This is a genomic window from Rhodococcus sp. 077-4, assembly GCF_047782425.1.
Lineage (GTDB): Bacteria > Actinomycetota > Actinomycetes > Mycobacteriales > Mycobacteriaceae > Rhodococcoides.
Genome location: NZ_JAJPWC010000001.1, coordinates 1,736,576 through 1,757,006, shown reverse-complemented (window position 1 = coordinate 1,757,006; position 20,431 = coordinate 1,736,576). Strand labels below are relative to the sequence as shown.

At 63.9% G+C, this 20,431-nt stretch carries 21 protein-coding genes; 11 read left to right on the top strand and 10 right to left on the bottom strand.

Going from position 1 to position 20,431, the window contains the following annotated elements; genetic code table 11:
- Nucleotides 1-109 precede the first annotated feature (109 nt).
- Nucleotides 110-859 carry a DUF1906 domain-containing protein gene (locus tag ACNEOT_RS08650; protein WP_415973465.1) on the bottom strand — a complete coding sequence of 250 codons (750 nt, stop codon included), beginning with the start codon at nucleotides 857-859 and terminating at the stop codon, nucleotides 110-112.
- 227 nt (nucleotides 860-1,086) lie between these two features.
- Between ACNEOT_RS08650 and ACNEOT_RS08645 the strand changes: the two genes are divergently transcribed.
- Both ACNEOT_RS08645 and ACNEOT_RS08640 read left to right on the top strand, forming a co-directional pair.
- Complete coding sequence (locus ACNEOT_RS08645; protein ID WP_415973464.1) at nucleotides 1,087-1,665, top strand: TerD family protein; 579 nt, start codon at nucleotides 1,087-1,089, stop codon at nucleotides 1,663-1,665.
- Between the two features lie 137 nt (nucleotides 1,666-1,802).
- Nucleotides 1,803-2,624 (top strand): hypothetical protein, encoded by an 822-nt coding sequence (locus ACNEOT_RS08640; protein ID WP_415973463.1) that lies wholly within the window; start codon nucleotides 1,803-1,805, stop codon nucleotides 2,622-2,624.
- Between the two features lie 53 nt (nucleotides 2,625-2,677).
- Here ACNEOT_RS08640 and ACNEOT_RS08635 read toward each other — a convergent pair whose 3' ends face one another.
- The gene (locus ACNEOT_RS08635; RefSeq protein ID WP_415973462.1) at nucleotides 2,678-4,030 is read right to left on the bottom strand and encodes a sialidase family protein; all 1,353 of its coding nucleotides are present in this window, start codon (nucleotides 4,028-4,030) and stop codon (nucleotides 2,678-2,680) included.
- A 192-nt stretch (nucleotides 4,031-4,222) separates the two neighbouring features.
- On the opposite strand from ACNEOT_RS08635, the gene ACNEOT_RS08630 reads away from it, so the two are divergent.
- Nucleotides 4,223-5,596, top strand: coding sequence for a hypothetical protein (locus ACNEOT_RS08630; protein WP_415973461.1), 1,374 nt, complete (start codon nucleotides 4,223-4,225; stop codon nucleotides 5,594-5,596).
- A gap of 82 nt (nucleotides 5,597-5,678) precedes the next feature.
- Nucleotides 5,679-6,560 (top strand): PE-PPE domain-containing protein, encoded by an 882-nt coding sequence (locus ACNEOT_RS08625; protein ID WP_415973460.1) that lies wholly within the window; start codon nucleotides 5,679-5,681, stop codon nucleotides 6,558-6,560.
- A 53-nt stretch (nucleotides 6,561-6,613) separates the two neighbouring features.
- Here the strand turns inward: ACNEOT_RS08625 and ACNEOT_RS08620 are convergent, their stop codons facing one another.
- A complete protein-coding gene (locus ACNEOT_RS08620; protein WP_415973459.1) occupies nucleotides 6,614-6,973 on the bottom strand; it encodes a VOC family protein in 360 nt (119 codons plus the stop codon).
- Nucleotides 6,974-7,007: 34 nt separating this feature from the next.
- Here ACNEOT_RS08620 and ACNEOT_RS08615 point away from each other — a divergent pair, with 34 nt between their 5' ends.
- The gene (locus ACNEOT_RS08615; protein WP_415973458.1) at nucleotides 7,008-7,973 is read left to right on the top strand and encodes a glycosyltransferase; all 966 of its coding nucleotides are present in this window, start codon (nucleotides 7,008-7,010) and stop codon (nucleotides 7,971-7,973) included.
- Here the strand turns inward: ACNEOT_RS08615 and ACNEOT_RS08610 are convergent.
- The 3 genes from ACNEOT_RS08610 to ACNEOT_RS08600 form a co-directional block, all read right to left on the bottom strand.
- On the bottom strand, nucleotides 7,882-8,838 hold the full coding sequence (locus ACNEOT_RS08610) for an alpha/beta hydrolase (protein ID WP_415973457.1): 957 nt from the start codon (nucleotides 8,836-8,838) through the stop codon (nucleotides 7,882-7,884). The two genes, ACNEOT_RS08615 and ACNEOT_RS08610, sit on opposite strands and share 92 nt — an antisense overlap.
- A gap of 74 nt (nucleotides 8,839-8,912) precedes the next feature.
- Nucleotides 8,913-10,826, bottom strand: a complete 1,914-nt coding sequence (locus tag ACNEOT_RS08605) for an alpha-amylase family protein (RefSeq protein WP_415973456.1) — start codon at nucleotides 10,824-10,826, stop codon at nucleotides 8,913-8,915.
- 95 nt (nucleotides 10,827-10,921) lie between these two features.
- Nucleotides 10,922-12,682 (bottom strand): GAF domain-containing protein, encoded by a 1,761-nt coding sequence (locus ACNEOT_RS08600; protein WP_415973455.1) that lies wholly within the window; start codon nucleotides 12,680-12,682, stop codon nucleotides 10,922-10,924.
- 50 nt (nucleotides 12,683-12,732) lie between these two features.
- Here ACNEOT_RS08600 and ACNEOT_RS08595 point away from each other — a divergent pair, with 50 nt between their 5' ends.
- On the top strand, nucleotides 12,733-14,106 hold the full coding sequence (locus ACNEOT_RS08595) for an FAD-binding oxidoreductase (RefSeq protein ID WP_415973454.1): 1,374 nt from the start codon (nucleotides 12,733-12,735) through the stop codon (nucleotides 14,104-14,106).
- 240 nt (nucleotides 14,107-14,346) lie between these two features.
- Nucleotides 14,347-14,757, top strand: a complete 411-nt coding sequence (locus tag ACNEOT_RS08590) for an ABC transporter permease (protein WP_415973453.1) — start codon at nucleotides 14,347-14,349, stop codon at nucleotides 14,755-14,757.
- 55 nt (nucleotides 14,758-14,812) lie between these two features.
- On the opposite strand, the gene ACNEOT_RS08585 is transcribed toward ACNEOT_RS08590, so the two are convergent.
- The 3 genes from ACNEOT_RS08585 to ACNEOT_RS08575 all read right to left on the bottom strand — a co-directional run bounded on the left by ACNEOT_RS08585 (nucleotide 14,813) and on the right by ACNEOT_RS08575 (nucleotide 16,977).
- Entirely contained in the window at nucleotides 14,813-15,451 is a 639-nt protein-coding gene (locus ACNEOT_RS08585; protein ID WP_415973452.1) for a hypothetical protein, read from the bottom strand.
- Between the two features lie 38 nt (nucleotides 15,452-15,489).
- Entirely contained in the window at nucleotides 15,490-16,836 is a 1,347-nt protein-coding gene (locus ACNEOT_RS08580) for an MFS transporter (protein ID WP_415973451.1), read from the bottom strand.
- 63 nt (nucleotides 16,837-16,899) lie between these two features.
- Entirely contained in the window at nucleotides 16,900-16,977 is a 78-nt protein-coding gene (locus ACNEOT_RS08575; protein WP_415973706.1) for a hypothetical protein, read from the bottom strand.
- 29 nt (nucleotides 16,978-17,006) lie between these two features.
- Between ACNEOT_RS08575 and ACNEOT_RS08570 the strand changes: the two genes are divergently transcribed.
- From ACNEOT_RS08570 to ACNEOT_RS08560, 3 genes are read left to right on the top strand one after another with little or no spacing between them, the layout of a single operon-like run.
- On the top strand, nucleotides 17,007-17,513 hold the full coding sequence (locus ACNEOT_RS08570; protein WP_415973450.1) for a metallophosphoesterase family protein: 507 nt from the start codon (nucleotides 17,007-17,009) through the stop codon (nucleotides 17,511-17,513).
- A 23-nt stretch (nucleotides 17,514-17,536) separates the two neighbouring features.
- Entirely contained in the window at nucleotides 17,537-17,773 is a 237-nt protein-coding gene (locus ACNEOT_RS08565) for a hypothetical protein (RefSeq protein ID WP_415973449.1), read from the top strand.
- A 4-nt stretch (nucleotides 17,774-17,777) separates the two neighbouring features.
- Nucleotides 17,778-18,950: a winged helix DNA-binding domain-containing protein gene (locus tag ACNEOT_RS08560; RefSeq protein ID WP_415973448.1), complete on the top strand. Its 1,173-nt coding sequence runs from the start codon at nucleotides 17,778-17,780 to the stop codon at nucleotides 18,948-18,950.
- A 78-nt stretch (nucleotides 18,951-19,028) separates the two neighbouring features.
- Here the strand turns inward: ACNEOT_RS08560 and ACNEOT_RS08555 are convergent, their stop codons facing one another.
- Nucleotides 19,029-19,646 (bottom strand): class I SAM-dependent methyltransferase, encoded by a 618-nt coding sequence (locus ACNEOT_RS08555; protein WP_415973447.1) that lies wholly within the window; start codon nucleotides 19,644-19,646, stop codon nucleotides 19,029-19,031.
- A 138-nt stretch (nucleotides 19,647-19,784) separates the two neighbouring features.
- Here ACNEOT_RS08555 and ACNEOT_RS08550 point away from each other — a divergent pair, with 138 nt between their 5' ends.
- Nucleotides 19,785-20,414 (top strand): hypothetical protein, encoded by a 630-nt coding sequence (locus tag ACNEOT_RS08550; RefSeq protein WP_415973446.1) that lies wholly within the window; start codon nucleotides 19,785-19,787, stop codon nucleotides 20,412-20,414.
- Nucleotides 20,415-20,431 lie beyond the last annotated feature (17 nt).

Below are 20,431 nucleotides of genomic sequence, written 5' to 3'. Positions count from 1 at the left end.
TTCATCGAAGGCCGGGGGCGAACTGTTTGTTCAGGCGACATCAGGGGAAGTGCGCAGTCGCTGCCGCAATTCGTTCATCGCGCACGGAATGAATTACATCGATGGTATTTCAGATAATGTCGGCGGCCGATTTCGACCACTGCCCGTAATCGGCTTTCAAAATGTTGTTGATGTCGACTTTGACGCCACCCACGAAGTCTTTGTCGATTCGAATCTGATGAATGTGCGCCGCGGGATGAACGAAGCCCTTCGGCGTTCCCCAATTGTGCTGCCAATACCACTGGCCGAGTCCGGCCACCGAGGCCAATTCGATGGTCGGAGAGTTGGCGTATATGCCTGTGTTCTCGGCTCCGATCACCGATTGCCAGCCGAGGATGTACGGCGCGATCATCGTTGCGAACTCCACCGCGGTCGGGTTGTCGTCGATCGAGGCATAGATGGGGCGATCCTCGGGACCTCCGGCCGCCAGGTGGAGCTCGAGGCCCCGCTGTGCATGCTTCACGCCCGCCGCGTAACCGCCGCGCCAGTCGGAAGTCGCCCCCTTGCCGAACTGATAGTTCGAGACCACTTCCAGGCCTGCGGAAGTGAGCGAGTCGGCTTCGGACTTGCGCATCGGCTTGCCGACCATCCACTCCGCATCGGGTCTGCGGTCGGAGACGTACCGGACGGCCCCGACGTGACCGGCACTCTTGATCGCCGCTGCCGAGGGCACCCCACCGGCATAGTCGACGAGTGTTCCGAGTCCCGCGTCGGCGTGCGCGGTCGCTGTACCCAACGCCACCAATCCGACGGCGGCCGCGGACCCTGCGGCGGCGTACTTGAACAGTTCACGTCGCGAAACCTGCACAGAAATCTCCATTGTCGTTCGATCGCCGCGGCGCGCCTACTGGTAAAAATGCACAACCACTGCTAGCTTCCATCGTTTCGTCGTATCCCACCACAAACACATCGGTACCGCCAGCCCCACTGTTCACACGCACCACGTTTCCCTCCGCGTTCACATCGGCAACTCGGGCACCGAGATCACGTGGATGAATATGGTGGACAGGACGATGCACGGACGAACGCGCGAAGGAGTGGTTGGACATGGGCGTAACGCTTGCCAAGGGTGGGAATGTCTCGCTGACGAAGGAAGCACCGAATCTGACCGCGGTCACCGTGGGACTCGGCTGGGACGTCCGCGCCACCACCGGCGGTGACTTCGATCTCGACGCCAGCGCCATCGGCCTCGGAACCACCAAGAAGTCACTGAGCGACCTCTATTTCGTCTTCTACAACAACCTCCGCTCCCCCGACGGTGCCATCGAGCACACCGGTGACAATCGGACCGGCGAGGGCGAGGGCGACGACGAGAGCATCGACATCGACCTGGTCGCCCTGTCCCCGGACGTCGACTCCATCGTCTTCCCTGTGTCCATTCACAACGCCGACGCCCTTGGCCAGAACTTCGGACAGGTCGTCAACGCCTTCATTCGCGTGGTGGACAAGTCGGATGGACGCGAACTCGCTCGCTTCGACCTCAGCGAGGACGCCTCGACCGAAACCGCCATGGTGTTCGGCGAGCTGTACCGCCGCGGCACCGAATGGAAATTCCGCGCCATCGGTCAGGGCTACGCCTCGGGGCTGGAGGGAATCGTTCGGGACTTCGGTATCCAGGTCGGGTGATTTCTTCCGATCGACACCAGTTCTCCAGGCTCGTCTCGATTGGACAACGGTCTGCGGCAGAACTTGTGGCACCGAGATGATGTGTGGTGGTATCAGCCCACACGCAACATAAGCCACATCAGTCACAGGAGTCACACATGTCTCGTCGCCTCAGCCGTCTGGCGGGCGCGCTCGCGCTGTCCTGCGCGGCATTGCTCGCTGTTCCCGCCACTGCGGCAGCGGATCCGGCACCCGCCGATCCGTTGGCGCGAGCCATCGCCGCACTGCAGGGCCAAGGCGGTGCCTCACTCGACGCCGCGACCGCCATTGCCGACTCGCGCACCCCGGTGGCCGAGAACGCGAACACGGACCCGTTCGCCGCGCTGAACGCCGCCAACAAGGCTTTGACCGACTTCGGCATCACCCCGTTCTTCTACCCGACGGCAGCGATCAACTGCGCGGCCACGGCGGGCTCGCCGCTCGGCATCGTCCCGGGAGTCGCAGGCGGAGCAGCAGGCCCGTGGCCTCGACTGTCCGTGCCGTCTATCCCCACCTTCCCGGGACTGCCGTCCATACAGATTCCTGAGCTCAATGCCGTCGACAAGGGCGAGACGATGTTCGCGTTCGTCCCCGCCGGTATCGTCAACGACTCGGCCGACAAGTCCGGGATGCAGGTGGCCTGGTTCAACGTGAACACCCTCAAGGGTGGATTTGCGGACTTCGGCGGTCTGGCAACCACTCTCGCAGACTCGATCCTCACCAACTCCGGCGTTCCGGATGCTGCAAAAGACATCGTTCGGCCGTTCGTCATCGGAGCGATCGATTCGCTGCCCGCTGCCGGTGCCCGCGCCGTGCCCGTCCAAACCGGATCGGGAACCGTTCTCGCCGCGGTGTTCGGTACCGTGAATCACAAGGCACTCGACGGCTCGGACAAGAGCTGCTTCTTCTTCCCCACCGTCGGCATGATCAACGTCGCCTGAAGACCAGAACTGCGAAAGGCCCTGCAGCGCAATGCTGCAGGGCCTTTCGCATTCTATGCTCGACCGACGCGACCCAGCCGTCCGAGTACCGCCTGCATTGCAGTGCGTTCCGAGCGTGCCGCCCAGGGGCGCTGCTTGTTCCTGCCCCGCATCTGCATCGCGGCCCCCGTCAGAAGATCACCGTTGGGGGCGAAATGCACGCGAACTATCTCGTTCAGAGAGCGCCCCAACGCGAAACCCGGGAAGCCACTGCAGAATCCGTACGGAAACAACGGCGCATCGGGTTCGTTGTACTTGCCGCCGACGAACACCGGGCCGCAAGTACGGAAGTCACGGCACTGCGCGATGAAGCCGTGGAAAGCACGGCCCTTCTCGCGTCCGTAGTATGAGATACCCACCCGCCCCGCCCCGGTGGCAGTGATCGCACCGAAACGGGCATCGCGAACTCCGGGTGCAGACACAACAACCGGTCTCGACCAGCTCACGGCACCGTCGGAGGACCAGGCTGCGTGCAGCAACCCGTCGCGATCGGGCCACACCGCGTACACGTTTCCGTCGTCGTCGACGGCCATCGACTCCGGCAGCAGGTACCGCGAACCGAGCAGCAGAAAATGCAGCGGGTTGTGGTACTTCGCAAGCGCCGACCCGGGGAGCATCCGAACGTCCCAGGTCATGCCCTCGTCGTGACTGACTGCAATGGCGAACCGTCGACCGTAGCGACCACCGATGTAGACCGTGCCGTCCGGACCGACGACACCCTTGCCGAACGCGACGTACTCCCGACTCGGCAGACCAGGGATGTTCTTCGGGTCGATGTCGAAACCGCCGGCCACCTCCCACTTCACACCGCCGTCGTACGACCGCCAGATCACCTGACGGGTGGCGTTGATCAGCGGCCGCACTCGCACCGCGAACGGCGTCGGTGCCGAGAGGTACGTAACCCTCCCATCACGTGAATTGCTTGTTCCGGCAAATACTTTGGCGTCCATCCGGGCTTTCGATGCCACTTTTCGGGTGCGCCAGGTTTCGCCGCGGTCGTCGCTCACACCGAGCGTGAAGCCGGTTCGCAGTGGCCGGGGCGGTACCGCGTCGAATCGACCGGCGTGCAGATACAGTCGCTCGGCGACGTCGTCGAAGTACAGGTACGGCCGAGTCCGGCTCTGCTGAACTCCCTCCGGAACCGATGCGCGCCATGACTTTCCGAAGTCGGAGGAGCGCAGCACACCGATACCGTCGACGGTGAAGGCGGGCGCGACGAACACGGTGTTGTCGGCCGCGACCCCGAGGGTGCAGGCCGCGGAGCCGTACTCGGTGTAGGAGATGTCGGTGACGAAGTCGGCCGATGCGGCCGCGGTGGTCGAGACACGCAGTCCTGCCCGATACCCCGAGGCGACTCTGGGGGTCACGACGCCGTCCGCGAGGCGTAATGGCTTCGAGGACTCGGAGCGCGATGATGCATTGCCCCAGGCTAGCGTCGAAGACTGCCGGAACCGTCGAGGACAGTGCAGAAGTCCTCGGGCTATCGTGATGATAGTTCACAGAACAGAACTGGTCGGTATGCACTTCGCCGTGCCGCTGGAACCGCCTAGGCTCATCCGGTGCCCAGCGTTCGAGTCGACAGCATCCGCCTCGGATCGACGCGCCTGCACCCGGCCGATGCTCGCGCGTACTGGATGGCGTCGAAGATTCCGAGCGACCAGTTTCTGCTGTATTGCTTCGACCGCGGGTCCGCGGACATGGCTACCGAGGTGAGACGGCTGTATCAACGCTGCGATCGCATCGACGTACTCCGCCGACGCATCACGGAAACGCCGCTGGGCCTGGACTATCCCCGATGGACGGCGACGGGTTCGCAGAACGACGCGATCACCGTTCACCGAGAGCCTCGCACCTGGCAGCAATGTCTCGATGCGGTCGCGACCTCGTTCGGACATCAGGTCGACCCCCGAGTATCCGTATGGCACCTGCACCTGTATCCCAACGTCGCCGCCGCGCCCGGCGGTAGCGGACCGGCTCTCGTTGCCGTACTGCAGCTTTCGCACGCGGCCGCTGACGGCGCACTGGCGACGCAGACTGCCCGCGACCTCCTCGGTTCGCATCCGCTACCGTCGGTGCCCGTCCTCACGAAGCCTCCTGCGTTGTTGGAGTCCGCGTCGGCAACACTCGCCGCCGCAACTCTTCCGTTGCGCGTGGCACAGATGGTTCGCGGCGGCATCCGTGCCCGACGCGATGCCCTGAGCCTCCAACGCGGCACCGACTCTGGATCGATCCCGCCGCCCGCGCACTCGCGTGCTCTCACGGCCCTCGATGTCGCACCCACGGGCCGAACGTCCATTCGGGCCATCGTGCTCCCGAAAGCCGATCTGCAGTCCGACAGCGCCACCATCACCACCTTCGTCCTGACCTCCATATCCGTTGCACTGCAACGGTTTCTCCACAATCCACCGGATCTGGCCGCCGAGGTCACCCTGGCAAGGACAGCGCGGGCCGACGCGCGCAACAATTTCGGCAACGTCGGCGTCGGATTGTTCCCCGCCGAACCGGACATCGCCACCCGCAGCCGGCTCGTTTCGGCAGAGCTGGCAACGCGCCGCGCCCGCGCGAACCATCCACTGTCGGAGGCTGCCCGCGCATCGCAGGACGACGTCGAGGCACATGTGCCGGCATTTCTGGCCGAATGGGGCGTCGCGCAGTTCGATCCGACTGCCGTCCCGTCGACGGTCACCGGCAACACCGTCGTATCCAGTGTCTCGCGCGGTGCGGCAGACTTGACTCTCGGCGGCGGCAGCGTCCGATTCACCGCCGGCTTCCCAGCCCTGTCCCCCGCCATGAGCCTGACGCACGGCGTCCACGGCATCGGCGAGACCGTCACCGTCAGCATCACGTCCAACAGCGCGGCCGTGCCCGATCCCGATCTCTACGAAGCTCTCCTCCGTGACGCCCTCGCCGAAGTCCGTGCCGCCCTGGCTTGAATCGGACTTCGGATCGAACTGCCAGACAGTTCTCAGCATTTATCGGGCGTCGAGCTCAGGTTCTCGCACCAGACTGACGACCATGCTCGAGAAGAAGATCACCGTACTCGCCGTCGGAGGTACCGGGGAATCACACCCGTCCGACCATCGGACGCGGGTGACGGGCCTACTTGCCTGCGTCGTCGGTGAACTCGACGACCGCTTCGCCGGGCGGTGGGTCGGCTATCCGGCGTCCTACGGTCCGGTCGCGCTCGGCGGACTGTGTTTCCGACACAGCGCAGATGTCGGTGTCCGACGCCTGCGCCGCGCGATCGAGGACACTGCAGGGCCGATCGCGCTGATCGGATACTCCCAGGGAGCGACCGTCGTGCGCGAGGTCCTCGGTCTCGTCCACGACGGAACCATCGACGGTGCCCGCATCGTCGGTGCGGGACTGGTGTCCGACCCTCAGCAACCGGCCGGAGCCGTCGACGGATGCACCGGGCGTGGCGTCGCCGGGCTGGGTCCGGCTCTGCCCGAATCGATTTCGATCGAGTGGATCGGCCTCGCCTCCGACATGATCTGCAATGCCAGCGACGACAGTCTCGTTCGCGACATCGCCGACCTGACCCGATGGATGTCGTTCCGCACTCCTGAACTATGGCTACGGGAATTGTGGAAACTTTTGCGCAGCAACAGCTTCCAGAACGCGACCCGAACCCGACTACGGCCCTCGCAGTGGGCGAAGGATGTTCGACGCCTCCGCACCGCGGCCGCCGAAGTGGCCGGCTACCTGCCGCAATCGATGCGCTGGAACCGATTCGAGTGGTCGAACCCCGGCGGGGGCCGACACATCGCCTACGCGCGCGAAGACTATGCAGATGGCCTGACCGGGTGCCAGGTTCTCGCGCGGTGGCTCGGGGAACAAGCGGATCGACGGGAGGACGCGCTCAGCTCTCCTCCGCCACAGTCGCGAGTTGCCTGAGGCCCTTCTCGAAATCCGGTCCGACGAGCCTGTCCATCGAGAACATCCTTCCGTCAGCTTCTCTTGCACAAGCAGAAGATGTGCCCGGCCGGATCGCGGAACACCCAGAACGAGGAGTGCGCGTGGTCGATGAGCTCTGCTCCGGCATCGACGACGAAGTCCCTGGCCTGCTCCATATCGTCGACCACCAGGTCGAGGTGGATCTTGATGCCCTCGTTCGGCCAGTCGATGGGGGTGAAGTCCGGTGCCTGCTGGAAGGCGAGCCGCAATTCGCCCGGACCGTGGACCACCACCCAATCGCCGTCGTCGCGCACCTGTTCCCACCCGAGGATCTTGCTGTAGAACTGGGCGAGCGCTGCCGGATCGGGACAATCGAGGACCGTGTAGTCGACGGTGATCAACGGTGAATTCATGCCGAGCAGATTACTCCCACTACACTCGACAAACATGACAGTCGGTTTTGTATCGGTGATCGTTCCTGTCTACAACGGCCTGCCCGACCTCGATGTACAACTCTCCGCTCTCGAAGCACAGGATGTCGACGTGGAGTTCGAGGTGATCATCAGCGACAACGGTTCGACGGACGGGCTTCGAGACCATCTCGAACGTAGAGAATCACCGCTCGACATCCGTTGGATCGATAGCTCGGACGTTCAGGGCACACCGCACGCCAGGAACGCGGGCATAGAGGCCGCCCGTGGCGACTTTCTCGCGTTCACCGATCAGGACGACGCCGTCTATCCGGGCTGGTTCACCGCGCTCACTCGAGCGGGGGAAAAGTGCGACGCCGTCGGCGGGCCGATCGAGGTAGAGACTCTGAATTCACCCGAAGTGGCATCATGGCGAGCGGTTCCAGAACCCGACGAACGCTTCGAGACGACGTACCTCCCCTACGCCCACGGCAACAACTTCGGAATGTGGCGACGCGTGCTGGAGCAGATAGGCCCGTTCGACGAGAGCTTCCTCGGTGGCGGTGAGGACGCCGACATCTCGTGGCGCATACAGCAGGCCGGGTTGACGCTCGGACATGCGCCCGATGCGATGGTGGCCTACCGCCTCAGGACGACGATGGTTGCCGCTTTTCGGCAAGGCGTCGGATACGGAAAGTCTGCCTGGCAGGTCACCCACAAACATGAGCCGAACGGAGCTGAACAACCCAGCGCCCGGGAGTTGCTGTTGTTCGCCTACGGGCTCGCGATCCGTAACCCACTTCTACCGAAGTTCCTCACGCCGCTACCGAAAGGGATGTGGGCGATGAGCGCCGGCAGCGTACACGGAACGGTGATGATGCGGGTGCGGTACGCGCTGGCCGAACGCGGGATCAGCCGCCGACAGCAGGGGCGATGGTCTCGAACCAGGCCTCGTGCAGGTGCTGCTCCCAGTGGTTCCACCAGTGGATTCCGTCGGCAGTGATCTTGACGTTGGGTCGATTACCCGTCGCCTGCAACAGCGGTACGAAGGCCCGACTGCTCATGCCCGATGCTGTTTCGAGCGGCACCATCTGAGCGAATTTGACCGGGTCGAACGACTTGCTCACCGGATTGACGGACGGGTCGGTGGACGGAGCTCCGCTTCCCGACGAGACGTAGACGGCCGTGTCGCGCAGCGCGCCGACGTTGAGGGACGGGTCGTTGCGGATCCAGTCCGCGGAGGGCCAGGTACCCCACATGTTGCGCGCGTTGCCGCCCATCTCGCCCACGGCGACCGAGATGCCCTGCGCGAATCCGGGGCTGCTGACGGTCGGGTATCCACTGAACGATGCGACGGCCTTGTAGAAGTCGGGGCGATGGGCGGCCAGGTTCAGCGCCGAGGTACCACTCATCGACAGTCCGGCCACCGCGTTGTTGACGTTGTCACTGCCGAAGCGATCCGCCATGAACACCGGCAGTTCCTGAGTGAGGAAGGTTTCCCACTTCACGCGTCCGAACTTGGGATCGTCACGCTGCCAGTCGGAGTAGAAGGTGCCGCCGCCGCCGAACGGGATGGCGACGTTGACGTGCTTGTCGGCGAAGAAGCTCTCGACGTCTGTCTCGATCAGCCAGCCGTTGTCGTTGGCGGGCGCGCGCAGGCCGTCGAGCAGGTACAGGGTGGGCGCGGGGCCGCCCCCGGCAGCCGTGAGCACCTTGACCGGAATGTTCTTGTCCATCGACGGCGAGTAGACGTAGACGAGCTCGGAGTCGGCCTTCGCTACACCGGTCCCCATCAGCACCGTTGCCATCGTGGCGACCAACACCGCCACTACAGCGAGCACCAGACTTCGTATCCGACCATGCAGCATGGCAATTGTCCCCTTGTTCGTATTCGTCCGACCGTCTCGGGGAGGGTAACAGCCCGGTCACGGCGACGCCTCCCCTAGCGCCGCGGGTTGTCGATGATCCACCAGGCCGCGTAGGGCGGCAACCACACCGAGCCGGTCTCGTCGACGTGCAGATCGTGCTGCGAGAGAACCTCGACCGGGGCCGGAATTCCGAGTTCGATCAGCTGCGCGTGCGGGAACGATCGGTGTCGATCTGTGACGTTGTACAGGGCGACGAGGGTGCCGCTGGGGTGCCGCCTGCGCACCACGAGCAGGCCGTCGTCCGACTCGCTCTGCACGTCCACCGGTGCCTCGGCGTGCAACATCGGCAGTCCGGCGCGCACCTTCGCGATCCGAGCGATACCGTCGAACACACGTTGTGCGTCGCTGCCCTGCCGGAGTCGGTCGGCGCGATCGCCGTCGGTCACGCGCGGCCGATGCACCCACCGGTTGTCCTCGGCATGAGCCGGGTCCTCGGCCCAGTTCGGATCCCCCGGGGAGCCGAGTTCGTCGCCGCTCCACACGACGGGAATTCCGCCCCATCCGGCAATGACGGCGTGCGCCAGGAATATTCGCCCGAACGCGCCGTCGGGATCCAGGCGGGACGGGCCGAGGCCGGTCAGTGCCGCAGCGGTTCCGCTGATCCGGCGGTCGCCGGTGTCCGGGTTGTACTGGAACACCAGGCCTTCGGCCCACGACCCGTCGAACTCGCCCGAGTACCAGTCGGCCAGAAAGTGGCGGTGCCCCGCGCCCGAGAGCCCCAGTGATGCCGCGTCGCCGTCGTCGATGGCCCAGCCGATGTCGTCGTGGCAGCGAACATAGGTCACCCAGGTGCCACTCGGCGGTGTCGGAGGCAACGACGCCAATGCGTGCCGCGCCAAAGCTGTACTGCCCGTGGCCAACATCGACCACACCTGCACCATCAGCGAATTGTGATAGGCGATGTCGGAGACGCGTCCGGTGTGCCTCCCCTGGCCCAGATAGGGCAGCAGATCGCGGGGCCCGACGATCGCCTCGGCCTTGAACAGCGTAGCCGGAGCGGCGAGCCGGGCGGTGGCGCGCAGGGCCTGGGTGACCGCATGTACCTCGGGCTGGTTCTGACAGTTCGTTCCCAGCCGCTTCCAGAGAAACGCGATGGCGTCGAGGCGCAGCACTTCCACCCCGAGATTGGCCAGGTGCAGCACGATGCTCGCGAACTCTTGCAGCACAGCAGGATTGGCCCAGTTCAGATCCCACTGCCATTCGTTGAACGTCGTCCACACCCATTCCCCGAGTTCGTCGTCGAAGGTGAAACTGCCAGGCGCGAAATCGGGAAACACCTCAGGGAGAGTGCGTTCGTACGAGTCCGGGGTTGTGCGATCGGGATAGATCAGGAAGTAGTCTCGATGTTGCGGGTCACCTGCGCGGGCCTTCTCGGCCCATTCGTGCTCGCGGGCAACGTGATTGAGCACCAAGTCGACCACCAAGCTGATACCGCGCCCGCGCAGTGTCTCCGCGAGCGCGCGAAGGTCCTCGTTGGTGCCGAGGTCTTCTCGCACGGCGGAAAAGTCCATCACCGCGTATCCGCCGTCGTTGTCGCCGGGCCGTGGTTGCAGCAGCGGCATCAGGTGTAAGTAAGTGACACCCAGATCGGTCAGGTGGTCCAGCCGTTCGCCCACCCCGCGCAGGGTCTGCCCGTACCGGTCGACGTAGCAGGCGTAGCCGAACATGTCGGGCTGCTGAAACCAGTCGGGTTCGAGCAGTCGACGCTGATCGAGCCGGTGCAGATCCTCCCCGCGGGCAGCGAAGGCGTGCGCAGCGATCTCCACCAATGTTGCAGCCACGGCGTCGGGATCGGGGTAGACGGCCGTGACTGCGTCGTGCAGATCCGGGAACCACTGCTCGAGACGTAGCTCGAACGTCTCCCGTCGGTGGGCGGGAAGATCGGCAAGGATGTCGCGGGCGACATCGGACATCGTGGTCTGCGCCATGGACTCATCATGGCATCGACCCCCTCCCTCGGAACGAGAGTGGTCGACACACGGGATGTCTGTACAGACCGTGGGTGCCGAGATTCGCGTCGACGTCAGAGCCCCAGCAGCTCGGCCGATCTGCGCAGTCGCATCAGGACCTGAAGATCGAGGGCGTTGTCCGGGTCGCGCCAGTGCGTTCCGATGAGGCGATCGATCGCGTCCAGCCGTTGATAGAGCGTATTGACGTGCACCCCCAGGCTCGATGCGGTGGCCGAATGATGACGTCCGCGAGCCAGGTACGTCGACAACGTCTCCAGCAGCGGAACCCCACGCTTGCTCTGCTCGGCCACCAGCGGCCCCAGCTTGTCTTCGGTGAGTTCGTCCAGATGCTCACGAGCCAAGTGGCTGAGCAGAATTCGGTAGATCCCCAACCCGCGCGCCGAGCAGACCTCCCCGTCTCGACCGAGGGTGACCAACACGTCGACGGTCTGCTGGGCCTCACGAAAGCCTCGAGAGAGTGCCTCGGCACCCACGCAGGGATCGGAGACACCGACCGTGAAACCAGCGGCGAACATCGCCACCGCCGTTGCGCTATCGTGCGCAGGTACTACCACCAACAACCGCGAACCTTGTTCCGCCACAACGGCTCCGGTCGGGAACTCACCTACTCCCGTTCTCGATGCGCCCGCAGCGACGGCCACGCAATACGACGTATCGGAGGCAAGTCCCGCAAGGCGAAGCTGACGCCGTTCGGCGTCCGGCGTGGACGCCGGGTGCGAGAGCAGATCCATCAGAAAAGCGCCCTTGGCACGGCGGGCAGAGTCGGCGGCAGCACGCTCCTCGGCCAGCGACAGAGCAATTGCCGGTGCAGCACGGTCGAGTAACAGGCGCGTCCTAACATCATCCGGACCGATCGACATCAACGCACCGAGAAATTGTCCTGCTGCCGCGACCCGATGAGCCGTCATCTCCGTCCCGGTGACGGTGTCCTCCCCCTCGCGACACCGCCGGAGGAACTCGCCCACCTGCTTTTTCCGGCTTTCGAGCGATGCTGGAACCGGGGCCGCATCCTGCACGAAGTACGCCGGACGGTCGGTCAGCGTCGCGATTTCCTGTACGAGTCTACGAACCCCGCCTCCGCGCAGCACCACCTGTGTCAGCGTTCGATCCCACTGCAGAGTTCGTTCCAGTTCCGCTGTGCGGTCGAATAATTCGGCGTTGACTGTCTCGAGCCGGTCGATGGTTCGTACGTTCTCGATCGCGATGGCTGCGTGTGCGGCCAGCGCCGACAACAGTGCGATCTCGCTGTCGGCAAATTCTCGCTCCTGACGCTTGCATGCGAACAGTGCCCCGATCACCCGATCGCCCACTCGTAACGGCACACCGAGTAGACCGCGCATGTTCTCCGAGCGTGCAGCGCTGTCCGCGCCGGTAATGTGTCGAAACGCGGGTTCGCTCTGATAGTCGGGAGTCCACGACGGGGACGATCCCCGCACGATCAACCCGACGAGGCCCTCGTCCTGAGCGAGCCGGAGCCCGACGAGCCTGGGAGTCAACGCTCCACTGGTGACGTCGATGACGAACTCGTCGTCCTGCACCGATCCCATGTACGCGAGGTCCACCCCGAGCAGCCTGCGCGCTTGATCGACGACCTCCTGGAGCAGGGCACGGTTGTCACGCACCGTTGTCAGGCGCACGGCAATATCGTTCAATGCCGCCAGCTCGATGCTGCGTTGGCGTCGCTGATCCAACAGAGCACGCAGACGCAGAGCCGCGTGGGCATCGGCACCGGGGAAGTCGCGGCGATGCGCCTCTAGCTCGTCGATGGATGCGTCGTCGAGCAGAAGTTCCATCCATGACCTTGCCTTCGACATGGACAAAACCTACATTGGCCGAGACCCAGCTCACAGCTACAGTCGAGAACATGACGCTCGTCGATCTACTGTCCGAGGCCTTGCCCACCGATCGCATCGTGGTCGACCCGGACGTGATCGCGTCCTACCAGCACGACGAGGCGGAATGGGCCCCTTACTCGATGCCGGTTGCCGTCGTGCGGCCGCGGACCGCCGAGGAGGTTCAGTCGATCGTTCGAGCCTGCCTTGCTCATGGCACTCCGATCGTCACGCGTGGCGCGGGCACCGGCCTGTCGGGCGGGGCCAACGCCACCGAGGGATGCGTCGTGCTCGCGCTCGACGGGATGGACGCCATCAAGGAAATCGACACGCTCGAGCGCTATGCCGTCGTCGAGCCGGGAGTAGTCAACGATCACCTGAGAGCTGCTGTTGCAGAGCAGGGTCTGTGGTATCCCCCGGACCCGGCCAGTGCGCCGTGGTCGACGATCGGCGGCAATGTGGCCACCAACGCAGGTGGGCTGTGTTGCGTTAAATACGGGGTCACTCGCGACTACGTCATGGGAATGCAGGTCGTGACCGGAACCGGAGAACTGGTCCGACTCGGGCGTAAGACCGCGAAAGGTGTTGCAGGATATGACCTTGCGGGCCTCATGGCCGGCTCCGAAGGAACCCTCGGAATCATCACCGAAGTCACGCTGAAGCTGCGTCCGCTCCAGGATCCGCAGCGCACCGTCGCCGGCTATTTCGATTCCATCGTCGACGCGGGGCGCGCCGTCGCTGCCGTGGCCGCCGCCGGTTTGACGCCGTCCGCGCTGGAGTTGATCGACAAACAGTGCCTCATCGCCGTCGACGCCTGGAAGAACATGGGCCTGGCGGTCGAGGCAAATGTGGTGTTGCTCGGGCGGGTGGACGATCCGGGTCTGATCGGAGACCAGCAGGCCGAGAAGATGCTGTCGTGTTTCGACGAGGCCGGGGCCACGTGGTCGGCGGTGTCGACCGATCAGGAGGAGGCCGATGCTCTGTTCGCCGCTCGCCGGTTGGCGTATCCCGCAATGGAGCGCCTCGGCCCGGTATTGACCGAGGACGTCTGCGTGCCGAAGAAGCATGTACCCGAGATGCTTTCGCGTATCGAGCAGATCGGATTGCGGTACGAGACGACCATCGCCAATATCGCGCACGCCGGTGACGGCAATCTGCATCCGCTGCTCATCACTCCGCACGACGACATTCCGGCCCGCGAGCGCGCGCAAGCCGCGTTCGCCGACATCATCGACGCTGCACTGGAACTCGGCGGCACCGTCACCGGCGAACACGGCGTGGGATTGCTCAAGATGGACGGCCTGGCACAGGAATTGGATCCGGTGGTGTTGGACATGCACCGCGCGGTGAAAAAGGCGCTGGATCCACACGGGATCCTGAACCCGGGCAAGGTATTCGCACCCTGACGGCGCTGAGATCCTACGGTTGAGTGCGCAGATTGCCGTTGTGCAGCGCGGTCACCAGCAGCCTCGGCAGGCCGAGCAGCACACTCCAGGGACCATTGCCGACTCAGGGCGAACCGCGAAATACCCCAGCTCTCGATTACTCCGGATCCCCCAGTAGAGGAGAAATACTGGCATCAGAAGCAACCTACGATCGGTACGCGTGCTGGCGTTGCTATCCCGTACGGCGGTTAGGCTGCGGGCATGGTGCGATCGGTGTGGTGGGCGTTGGCCGTTGGCGCGGTGGCCTACACCGCGTGGAGCGGGATGTCGATGACGATGTTCGACGTGTCGATGGCGTGCTCCAAGATCGGCGAGGGCGGTTCCTACCAATGCAGTGACCGAGCCATCGACGTGCTGGGGGTGTGGCCTCTCGTTGCCGTGGGCCTGTTGCTCGCATCGCCACCTGCAGTGGCAGCGATAGCAATGCGCAAGCGGGTCTCCTGGTTCGCCGTCTCCGCCCTCGTCGTTCTGTTCCTTGCCGGGGTCGTGTACGCGACCCATGACTCCTACTCGGACATGCTCTTTCTCGCTCTTCCGATGGCGGTCGTCGGATCGATAGCAGCGACGTTTCAGCGATCTGCCCCGCGCGGTGAACTCGGAAAGAACACCTGAAACATGAACCAGGCGATGACATCGACGGCTACCACCCCGTCGTGCAAAAACCGTGTCAGCTTTCGAATCGCTCGATCCGCCACGGCGGAATCTCGCGATGCGGTCGAACCTTGATCGCACGAAACCGATACCCGTCCTGATCGATAGCAGGCTCCCACTCGAAGTCGACCGGTTCGCCTACTTCGAGGTCGGAGACACCTCCGCCGATGCTGAAACCTCCCACCGATCGAGAGTCGATGACTTCGTCTGGATGAAGGGCACTGAAGAAAGTCCAGCACCCACCCGGAGTGTCCTCGGAATCGATGACGCCCCAACTCTCTTCGCCGTTCCACACGGACACCACTCCGACGGACCACGTTCGAACCCGAATCGGTTCTTCCCAATCCAGATCTGTCACTTCGGTGACGGTGCCGTCGGGGGCCATATCCCAAGCACCGGACGTCCGACGAGCTGACTGGGCGACCGGCTCGGTGCCCAGCGGCCACGCGCGAACCGTGAAGAAGTTGTACCCGTCAACGGGTTCTTCCTGTCGCTGCCACTCGAACTCCACGTCCTGGCCAGGAGTCAGAACAGGAAATTCCTGCACAGCAACGGATCCCGACGGCGTCCAACTACCGCCGGGTGTGTCGTCGCTATCGATCACGCCCTGCATGCCGAGAATCTCCCAGGTCCGAACCCGTCCACGACTCGTCATGCTGCAAGTATGTCCGGAGCAGCTCATTCACGCGATCGTCAATGCGCTATCGGCGCTGCCACATCGCTGCTCGTCCTGTCGCCCATCGTGCGACGGCGCAGTACGAGCACCAAGGCCACTGCCACCAACATCACCCCGCCGACGACCCACAGTCCGGCGCGGGCGTTCCCCGTGGCGTCGAGTAGCCAGCCCGTCACGTAGGGTGCGCCGAAGCCGGACATGTTGCCCACCGAGTTGATGATCGCGATGCCCGCCGCCGCGCCTGCCCCGGTGAGGAATGCACTGGGCAAATACCAGAACACCGGCAGAGCGCAGAACACGCCCACCGCGTTGACCGTCACCGCGATCATCGTGGTGAACGGCGAATCCATGTACAGCGCAAACGGAATGGACACCGCGCCGAGTAGCGTCGGGATCGCGACGTGCCACGTGCGCTCGCCGGTTCGGTCCGAGTGCCTGCTCCACAACACCATGGCCAGGGCGCCCACCGCGAACGGGACCGCGACGATCAGACCGGTGGTCACGAGTGAGAAGTCCGTGTCGAACGTCTTCTTGAAACCCGCGACGATGCTGGGCAGGAAGAAGCTCAACGAGTACAGACCGTAGGTGATGCCGAAGTACACCAGGCCGAGCATCCACACCCGTGCGTCGGTAAGAGCGCGTTTGACCGAACCGGCGATGTGCGCACCCTTCGACGATCCTTCGGACTCCAATTCGGCAGTCAGCCAGGCCTTCTCGTCGTCGTCGAGCCATGTGGCCTGTGCTGGCCGATCCGTCAGATAGAACCAGGTGATCACGCCGAGAACAATTGCGGGCAAGCCCTCGATCAAGAACATCACGCGCCAACCGGAGAGGCCGAACAGTCCGTCCCAGTACTGGATGATCGCACTCGACAGGGGTGCACCGAGCGCAGACGAGACCGGCAGAGCCAGCATGAACAGGCCCATCAGGCGGACTCGATAGGCGCGCGGGAACCACATCGTCATGTACAAAAGAACACCGGGGAAGAAGCCGGCCTCGGCGATACCGAGAACGATGCGAAGCCCGTACAGCCACCCCGCGGTGGGTACGAATGCCATGGCGGCGGCCACGATTCCCCACGAGACCATGATGCGGGCGATCCAGCGACGAGCGCCGAACTTGTGCAGTGCCAGATTGCTCGGCACCTCGAACAGCAGGTAGCCGATGAAGAACAGTCCGGACGCCAACCCGAACATCGTTTCGGTGAGCCCCAATTCGTCGCTCATGGTCAGCTTGGCGAGACCGATGTTGGTGCGATCGAGATAGTTGACGAAGTAGGCCACTCCGAGAAACGGAATGATGCGTCGGGCGACCTTCTTGACCACCCGCGATTCGAGCTCGGATGTGGCTGTGTCTGCGGACATGGACTCGGCTTCCGTAGTGCGGAAAGTGACCTGGACCACGTTAAGGTTCAGGCGGGCACCGGTCTATAGATAAATCATCCACCACAGTCCCTGTTCTGAGGTGAAATCTCCAGCTATTTCCCGCGAGAGGCTCTGTTGCAGTCCATTGCCGGTGCTGCGATCCTGTGGACGTGCGAGTAGCCCTCATTGCCGATATCCACGGCAACATCGCGGCGCTCGACGCCGTGCTCGAAGACATCGAACGGCAACGCGTCGACTCCGTGGTGAACCTCGGCGATCTGCTCTCCGGCGGCCTGCATCCGCGCCGGACTGCGGACCGGCTGATGGCGCTGGACTTCCCCACGATTGCCGGCAACCACGACCGCTACCTGCTCGAGCAGAACCCCGAAACTATGGGCCGATCCGATCTTCTCGCCCATCGGCAGATCGGCGACGATCATCGGCGGTGGCTCACCTCGTTGCCGTCCTCCCTCGAACCGGGTCAGGGAGTCTTGGCGGTGCACGGAACCCCCACCGACGACCAGCAGTATTCCTCGACACCGTCGATGCCGTTGGTTCCCGTGCGGCCACTACCGACGAGATCGCCGCCAGAGCAGCCGGTTTCACGCAGTTCGCCGTCATCGCCTGTGGGCACACTCATCTGCAACGCACCGCTAGGTTGGCCGGCGGCACGCTGATCGTCAATCCCGACAGCGTCGGCATGCCTGCCTACGACGACGATCAGCCGTACCCGCACGTGATGGAATCGGGCTCCCCGCATGCGCGGTACGCGGTGATCGACGACCACGGGCGCGACGGCTGGGCAGTCTCGTTCGAGAAGGTCGGCTACGACCACATCGGCGCAGCTGCAGACGCTTGCGCAAACGGCCGAGACGACATCGCCGACGCCCTTCTCACCGGTTCTGTCGGCCCTGCGCCTCAACAGCCGTCACACTGATCGCGTGAAGATCACCGACGCCCAGCGGCGACACCGGCTCGTCGCGCAGCATTTCGCCGAGCAGCCGAGCGCCGAGGCGGTCACATCCTCACTGCTGGCTCTGCATGCGACCGATCCGGCGACGGTCTATCTCTCGGTACTCGCCCGAGGTCGGTCGCTCGGACTCGAAGACGTACGCGAAGCGATGTACGAACGCCGCAACCTCGTTCGACTGATGGCCATGCGTCGCACGATGTTCGTCGTCGCACACGACGACGTTCCCCTCATTCACGCCGCGGCAAGCCTCGGGGTTGCCCGCACTATGCGGACGCGCCTGATCAAACAGGTCTCGACATTGCCCACCGATCCGGTGATCGCAGACGTCGAATCATGGCTCGCTGCAACCGAACAGGAGACCGAGACAGCGCTACGTTCGATGGGAACCGCGACCGGAGCAGAGCTGTCCGCCGCGGTCCCCGGCCTGAAAACGGCCTACCTGCCGACGACCGACAAGGTGTACGACGTCAAGCGGTACGTCACCTCCGAGGTACTGGTCATGATGGCTGCCGAGGGAAAGTTGGTGCGCGTCGAACCGCGGGGAGCGTGGACATCTCGACGGCACGCGTGGGCACCGATCGACCACTGGTGGCCGGACGGAATTCCAGATCTCGATGAAACCGAGGCACGCGCCGAACTTGCCCGACGCTGGCTCGAAGTATTCGGACCGGCGACCCTCGACGACCTGCAGTGGTGGACGGGGTGGAACAAGACACAAACCCGCGGAGCGGTCTCCGGATTGGACACCGTGGCGGTCGAACTGACCGAGGGTGAGGGAATCATGTTGCCCGGCACTGCCTTCGACAAGCCCGCTGGGACGAGCACTGTGCTGCTGCCCGCGCTCGATCCCACACCGATGGGATGGAAACATCGCGCCTGGTATCTCGGCGAGCACAAGGCCCCGTTGTTCGACACCTTCGGCAACATCGGCCCGACCATCTGGTCCGGAGGTCGCATCGTCGGCGGTTGGGCTGTGACCGGTGCCGGAGAAGTGGCTACCGAATTCTTGGAAGACGTCGGATCGACGGTCTCGAAAGCCGTTGCCGCCGAAGTGGAAAGGATAACCACCCTGCTCGACGGTACCGCGGTGGTCCCGTCGTTCCCGACGCCGTTGGAGAAGAAGCTGCGGGGAAAGAAGTAGCCGGCATTTGCCTACGAATTGTTCATCTGCCCATCGTCACAGGTGGGCAACTGCACAATCCGTGGGCAAACTGTCGCGTCAAAAGGGGTAGCGACCCTCGGCCCAGGCGCGGGCAGCCGGCGGGGTCACCTCGTCGACAGGTTCTCCGTCGCGGAAGTAGCTGGTGTGCAGGATCCGGCCGGTGTCGACTGCTTCCTGCCACGCCTGGGTCGGGCCTTCGCCGAACCAGAGCCACGGGGTGATGTCGTCCATGACGACCACCGACTCGGCGGTAGCGAGCGCACGTAGATCGTCGAGGTCTGCGCGAGCACCTTCCACCGAATGGTCACCGTCGACAAAGATGACATCGAACCGCACGTCCGGGCGTTCCTTCGCGTATGCGGCGATGGTGGTGTGCGAATCACCTTGGATCAGTGTGTGTCGGCCCGGAAAGTGTTCGTCGATATGGGCTTTCGCAGCGGCACTGTAGGTGTACGCGGCCAAGTCGAAGGATACGACGGTCACGTCGGGTGACGCGGACAGAAAAGCCCAGCTGGAAAAGCCTGCATTGAACCCGACCTCACAGACCAGCTTCGTATTCGGTCGGACCGCAAGCGAGGACAGATATTTTTGCTCCGCTTCATCGGCTCCACGCTCGAAAGGTTCTCCAGCGGTAGCTGTCTGGTGTACCAACGCTTCGAGTTCCTGCAGACCCATCTACGTTCTCCTATCGTCTGATTCGGAGCGTAGCCAACTTCGATGTTCCACGCAGACGACGGCTGATTCGTACCCGCAGCCAATACCTGTAGCGTTCGCACCGAATGACTTTCCGCACCGTGAACGGGGAACGAGTCGATGACCGTAGATCTCACCAAAGGCGACGATCGCGCCGCCGGACCGGTCAACCTGTACGCCGTGATCTCACTGGTGGCAGCTCTCCTTGGGCTGTTTCCCGTCGCGATAGTGTTCGGGATCCTGGCCTTCTGGCGACCTGCCGGTAGAGGAATTGCCATCGCTGGCTTGGCGATCGGGGTGATCGAACTGCTCGTTGTCGCGACGTTCCTGTACGGGTTCGGATCTCTCACGCCGAGCAATTCGGCATCCACCGAAACATTGACGCCGTACTCGGTACCGGCAACCGCGATGTTGACGGTTCCGTTCACCACGACGCCTCTACCTCCGGCGGAGACCACCGACGACGCGACCGAGGTACCCATCGTCTCTCAGCCCGAGTTGGACGGTCCGTGCGATCCAAGCACCGACAATCACGACACTTCCGCCGATGGCACATTCCTCAAATGCACCTATGCAGGGTCGACCAGCGCACGCTGGGTACAGTCCGCACCGATAATCGACAACAACGCGGCGGCAGGATCGGCATGTGATCCGACTGTCCGAGGCATTGCGGTGTCGCCGGATGGACTCGACATGTTCTGCGTCTCCGACGGCGCAGAAGGCGGCGGCTACTGGTCACCTGGACCTTGAGGCGGTTGACGCGCCGA

What these genes read in the sequence shown, in the direction of transcription:
- ACNEOT_RS08650 (WP_415973465.1), bottom strand. Translation starts at nt 859, where the DNA reads ATGGAGATTTCTGTGCAGGTTTCGCGACGTGAACTGTTCAAGTACGCC.
- ACNEOT_RS08645 (WP_415973464.1), top strand. Translation starts at nt 1,087, where the DNA reads ATGGGCGTAACGCTTGCCAAGGGTGGGAATGTCTCGCTGACGAAGGAA.
- ACNEOT_RS08640 (WP_415973463.1), top strand. Translation starts at nt 1,803, where the DNA reads ATGTCTCGTCGCCTCAGCCGTCTGGCGGGCGCGCTCGCGCTGTCCTGC.
- ACNEOT_RS08625 (WP_415973460.1), top strand. Translation starts at nt 5,679, where the DNA reads ATGCTCGAGAAGAAGATCACCGTACTCGCCGTCGGAGGTACCGGGGAA.
- ACNEOT_RS08620 (WP_415973459.1), bottom strand. Translation starts at nt 6,973, where the DNA reads ATGAATTCACCGTTGATCACCGTCGACTACACGGTCCTCGATTGTCCC.
- ACNEOT_RS08615 (WP_415973458.1), top strand. Translation starts at nt 7,008, where the DNA reads ATGACAGTCGGTTTTGTATCGGTGATCGTTCCTGTCTACAACGGCCTG.
- ACNEOT_RS08610 (WP_415973457.1), bottom strand. Translation starts at nt 8,838, where the DNA reads ATGCTGCATGGTCGGATACGAAGTCTGGTGCTCGCTGTAGTGGCGGTG.
- ACNEOT_RS08605 (WP_415973456.1), bottom strand. Translation starts at nt 10,826, where the DNA reads ATGGCGCAGACCACGATGTCCGATGTCGCCCGCGACATCCTTGCCGAT.
- ACNEOT_RS08600 (WP_415973455.1), bottom strand. Translation starts at nt 12,682, where the DNA reads ATGTCGAAGGCAAGGTCATGGATGGAACTTCTGCTCGACGACGCATCC.
- ACNEOT_RS08595 (WP_415973454.1), top strand. Translation starts at nt 12,733, where the DNA reads ATGACGCTCGTCGATCTACTGTCCGAGGCCTTGCCCACCGATCGCATC.
- ACNEOT_RS08590 (WP_415973453.1), top strand. Translation starts at nt 14,347, where the DNA reads ATGGTGCGATCGGTGTGGTGGGCGTTGGCCGTTGGCGCGGTGGCCTAC.
- ACNEOT_RS08585 (WP_415973452.1), bottom strand. Translation starts at nt 15,451, where the DNA reads ATGACGAGTCGTGGACGGGTTCGGACCTGGGAGATTCTCGGCATGCAG.
- ACNEOT_RS08580 (WP_415973451.1), bottom strand. Translation starts at nt 16,836, where the DNA reads ATGTCCGCAGACACAGCCACATCCGAGCTCGAATCGCGGGTGGTCAAG.
- ACNEOT_RS08565 (WP_415973449.1), top strand. Translation starts at nt 17,537, where the DNA reads ATGCCTGCCTACGACGACGATCAGCCGTACCCGCACGTGATGGAATCG.
- ACNEOT_RS08555 (WP_415973447.1), bottom strand. Translation starts at nt 19,646, where the DNA reads ATGGGTCTGCAGGAACTCGAAGCGTTGGTACACCAGACAGCTACCGCT.
- ACNEOT_RS08550 (WP_415973446.1), top strand. Translation starts at nt 19,785, where the DNA reads ATGACCGTAGATCTCACCAAAGGCGACGATCGCGCCGCCGGACCGGTC.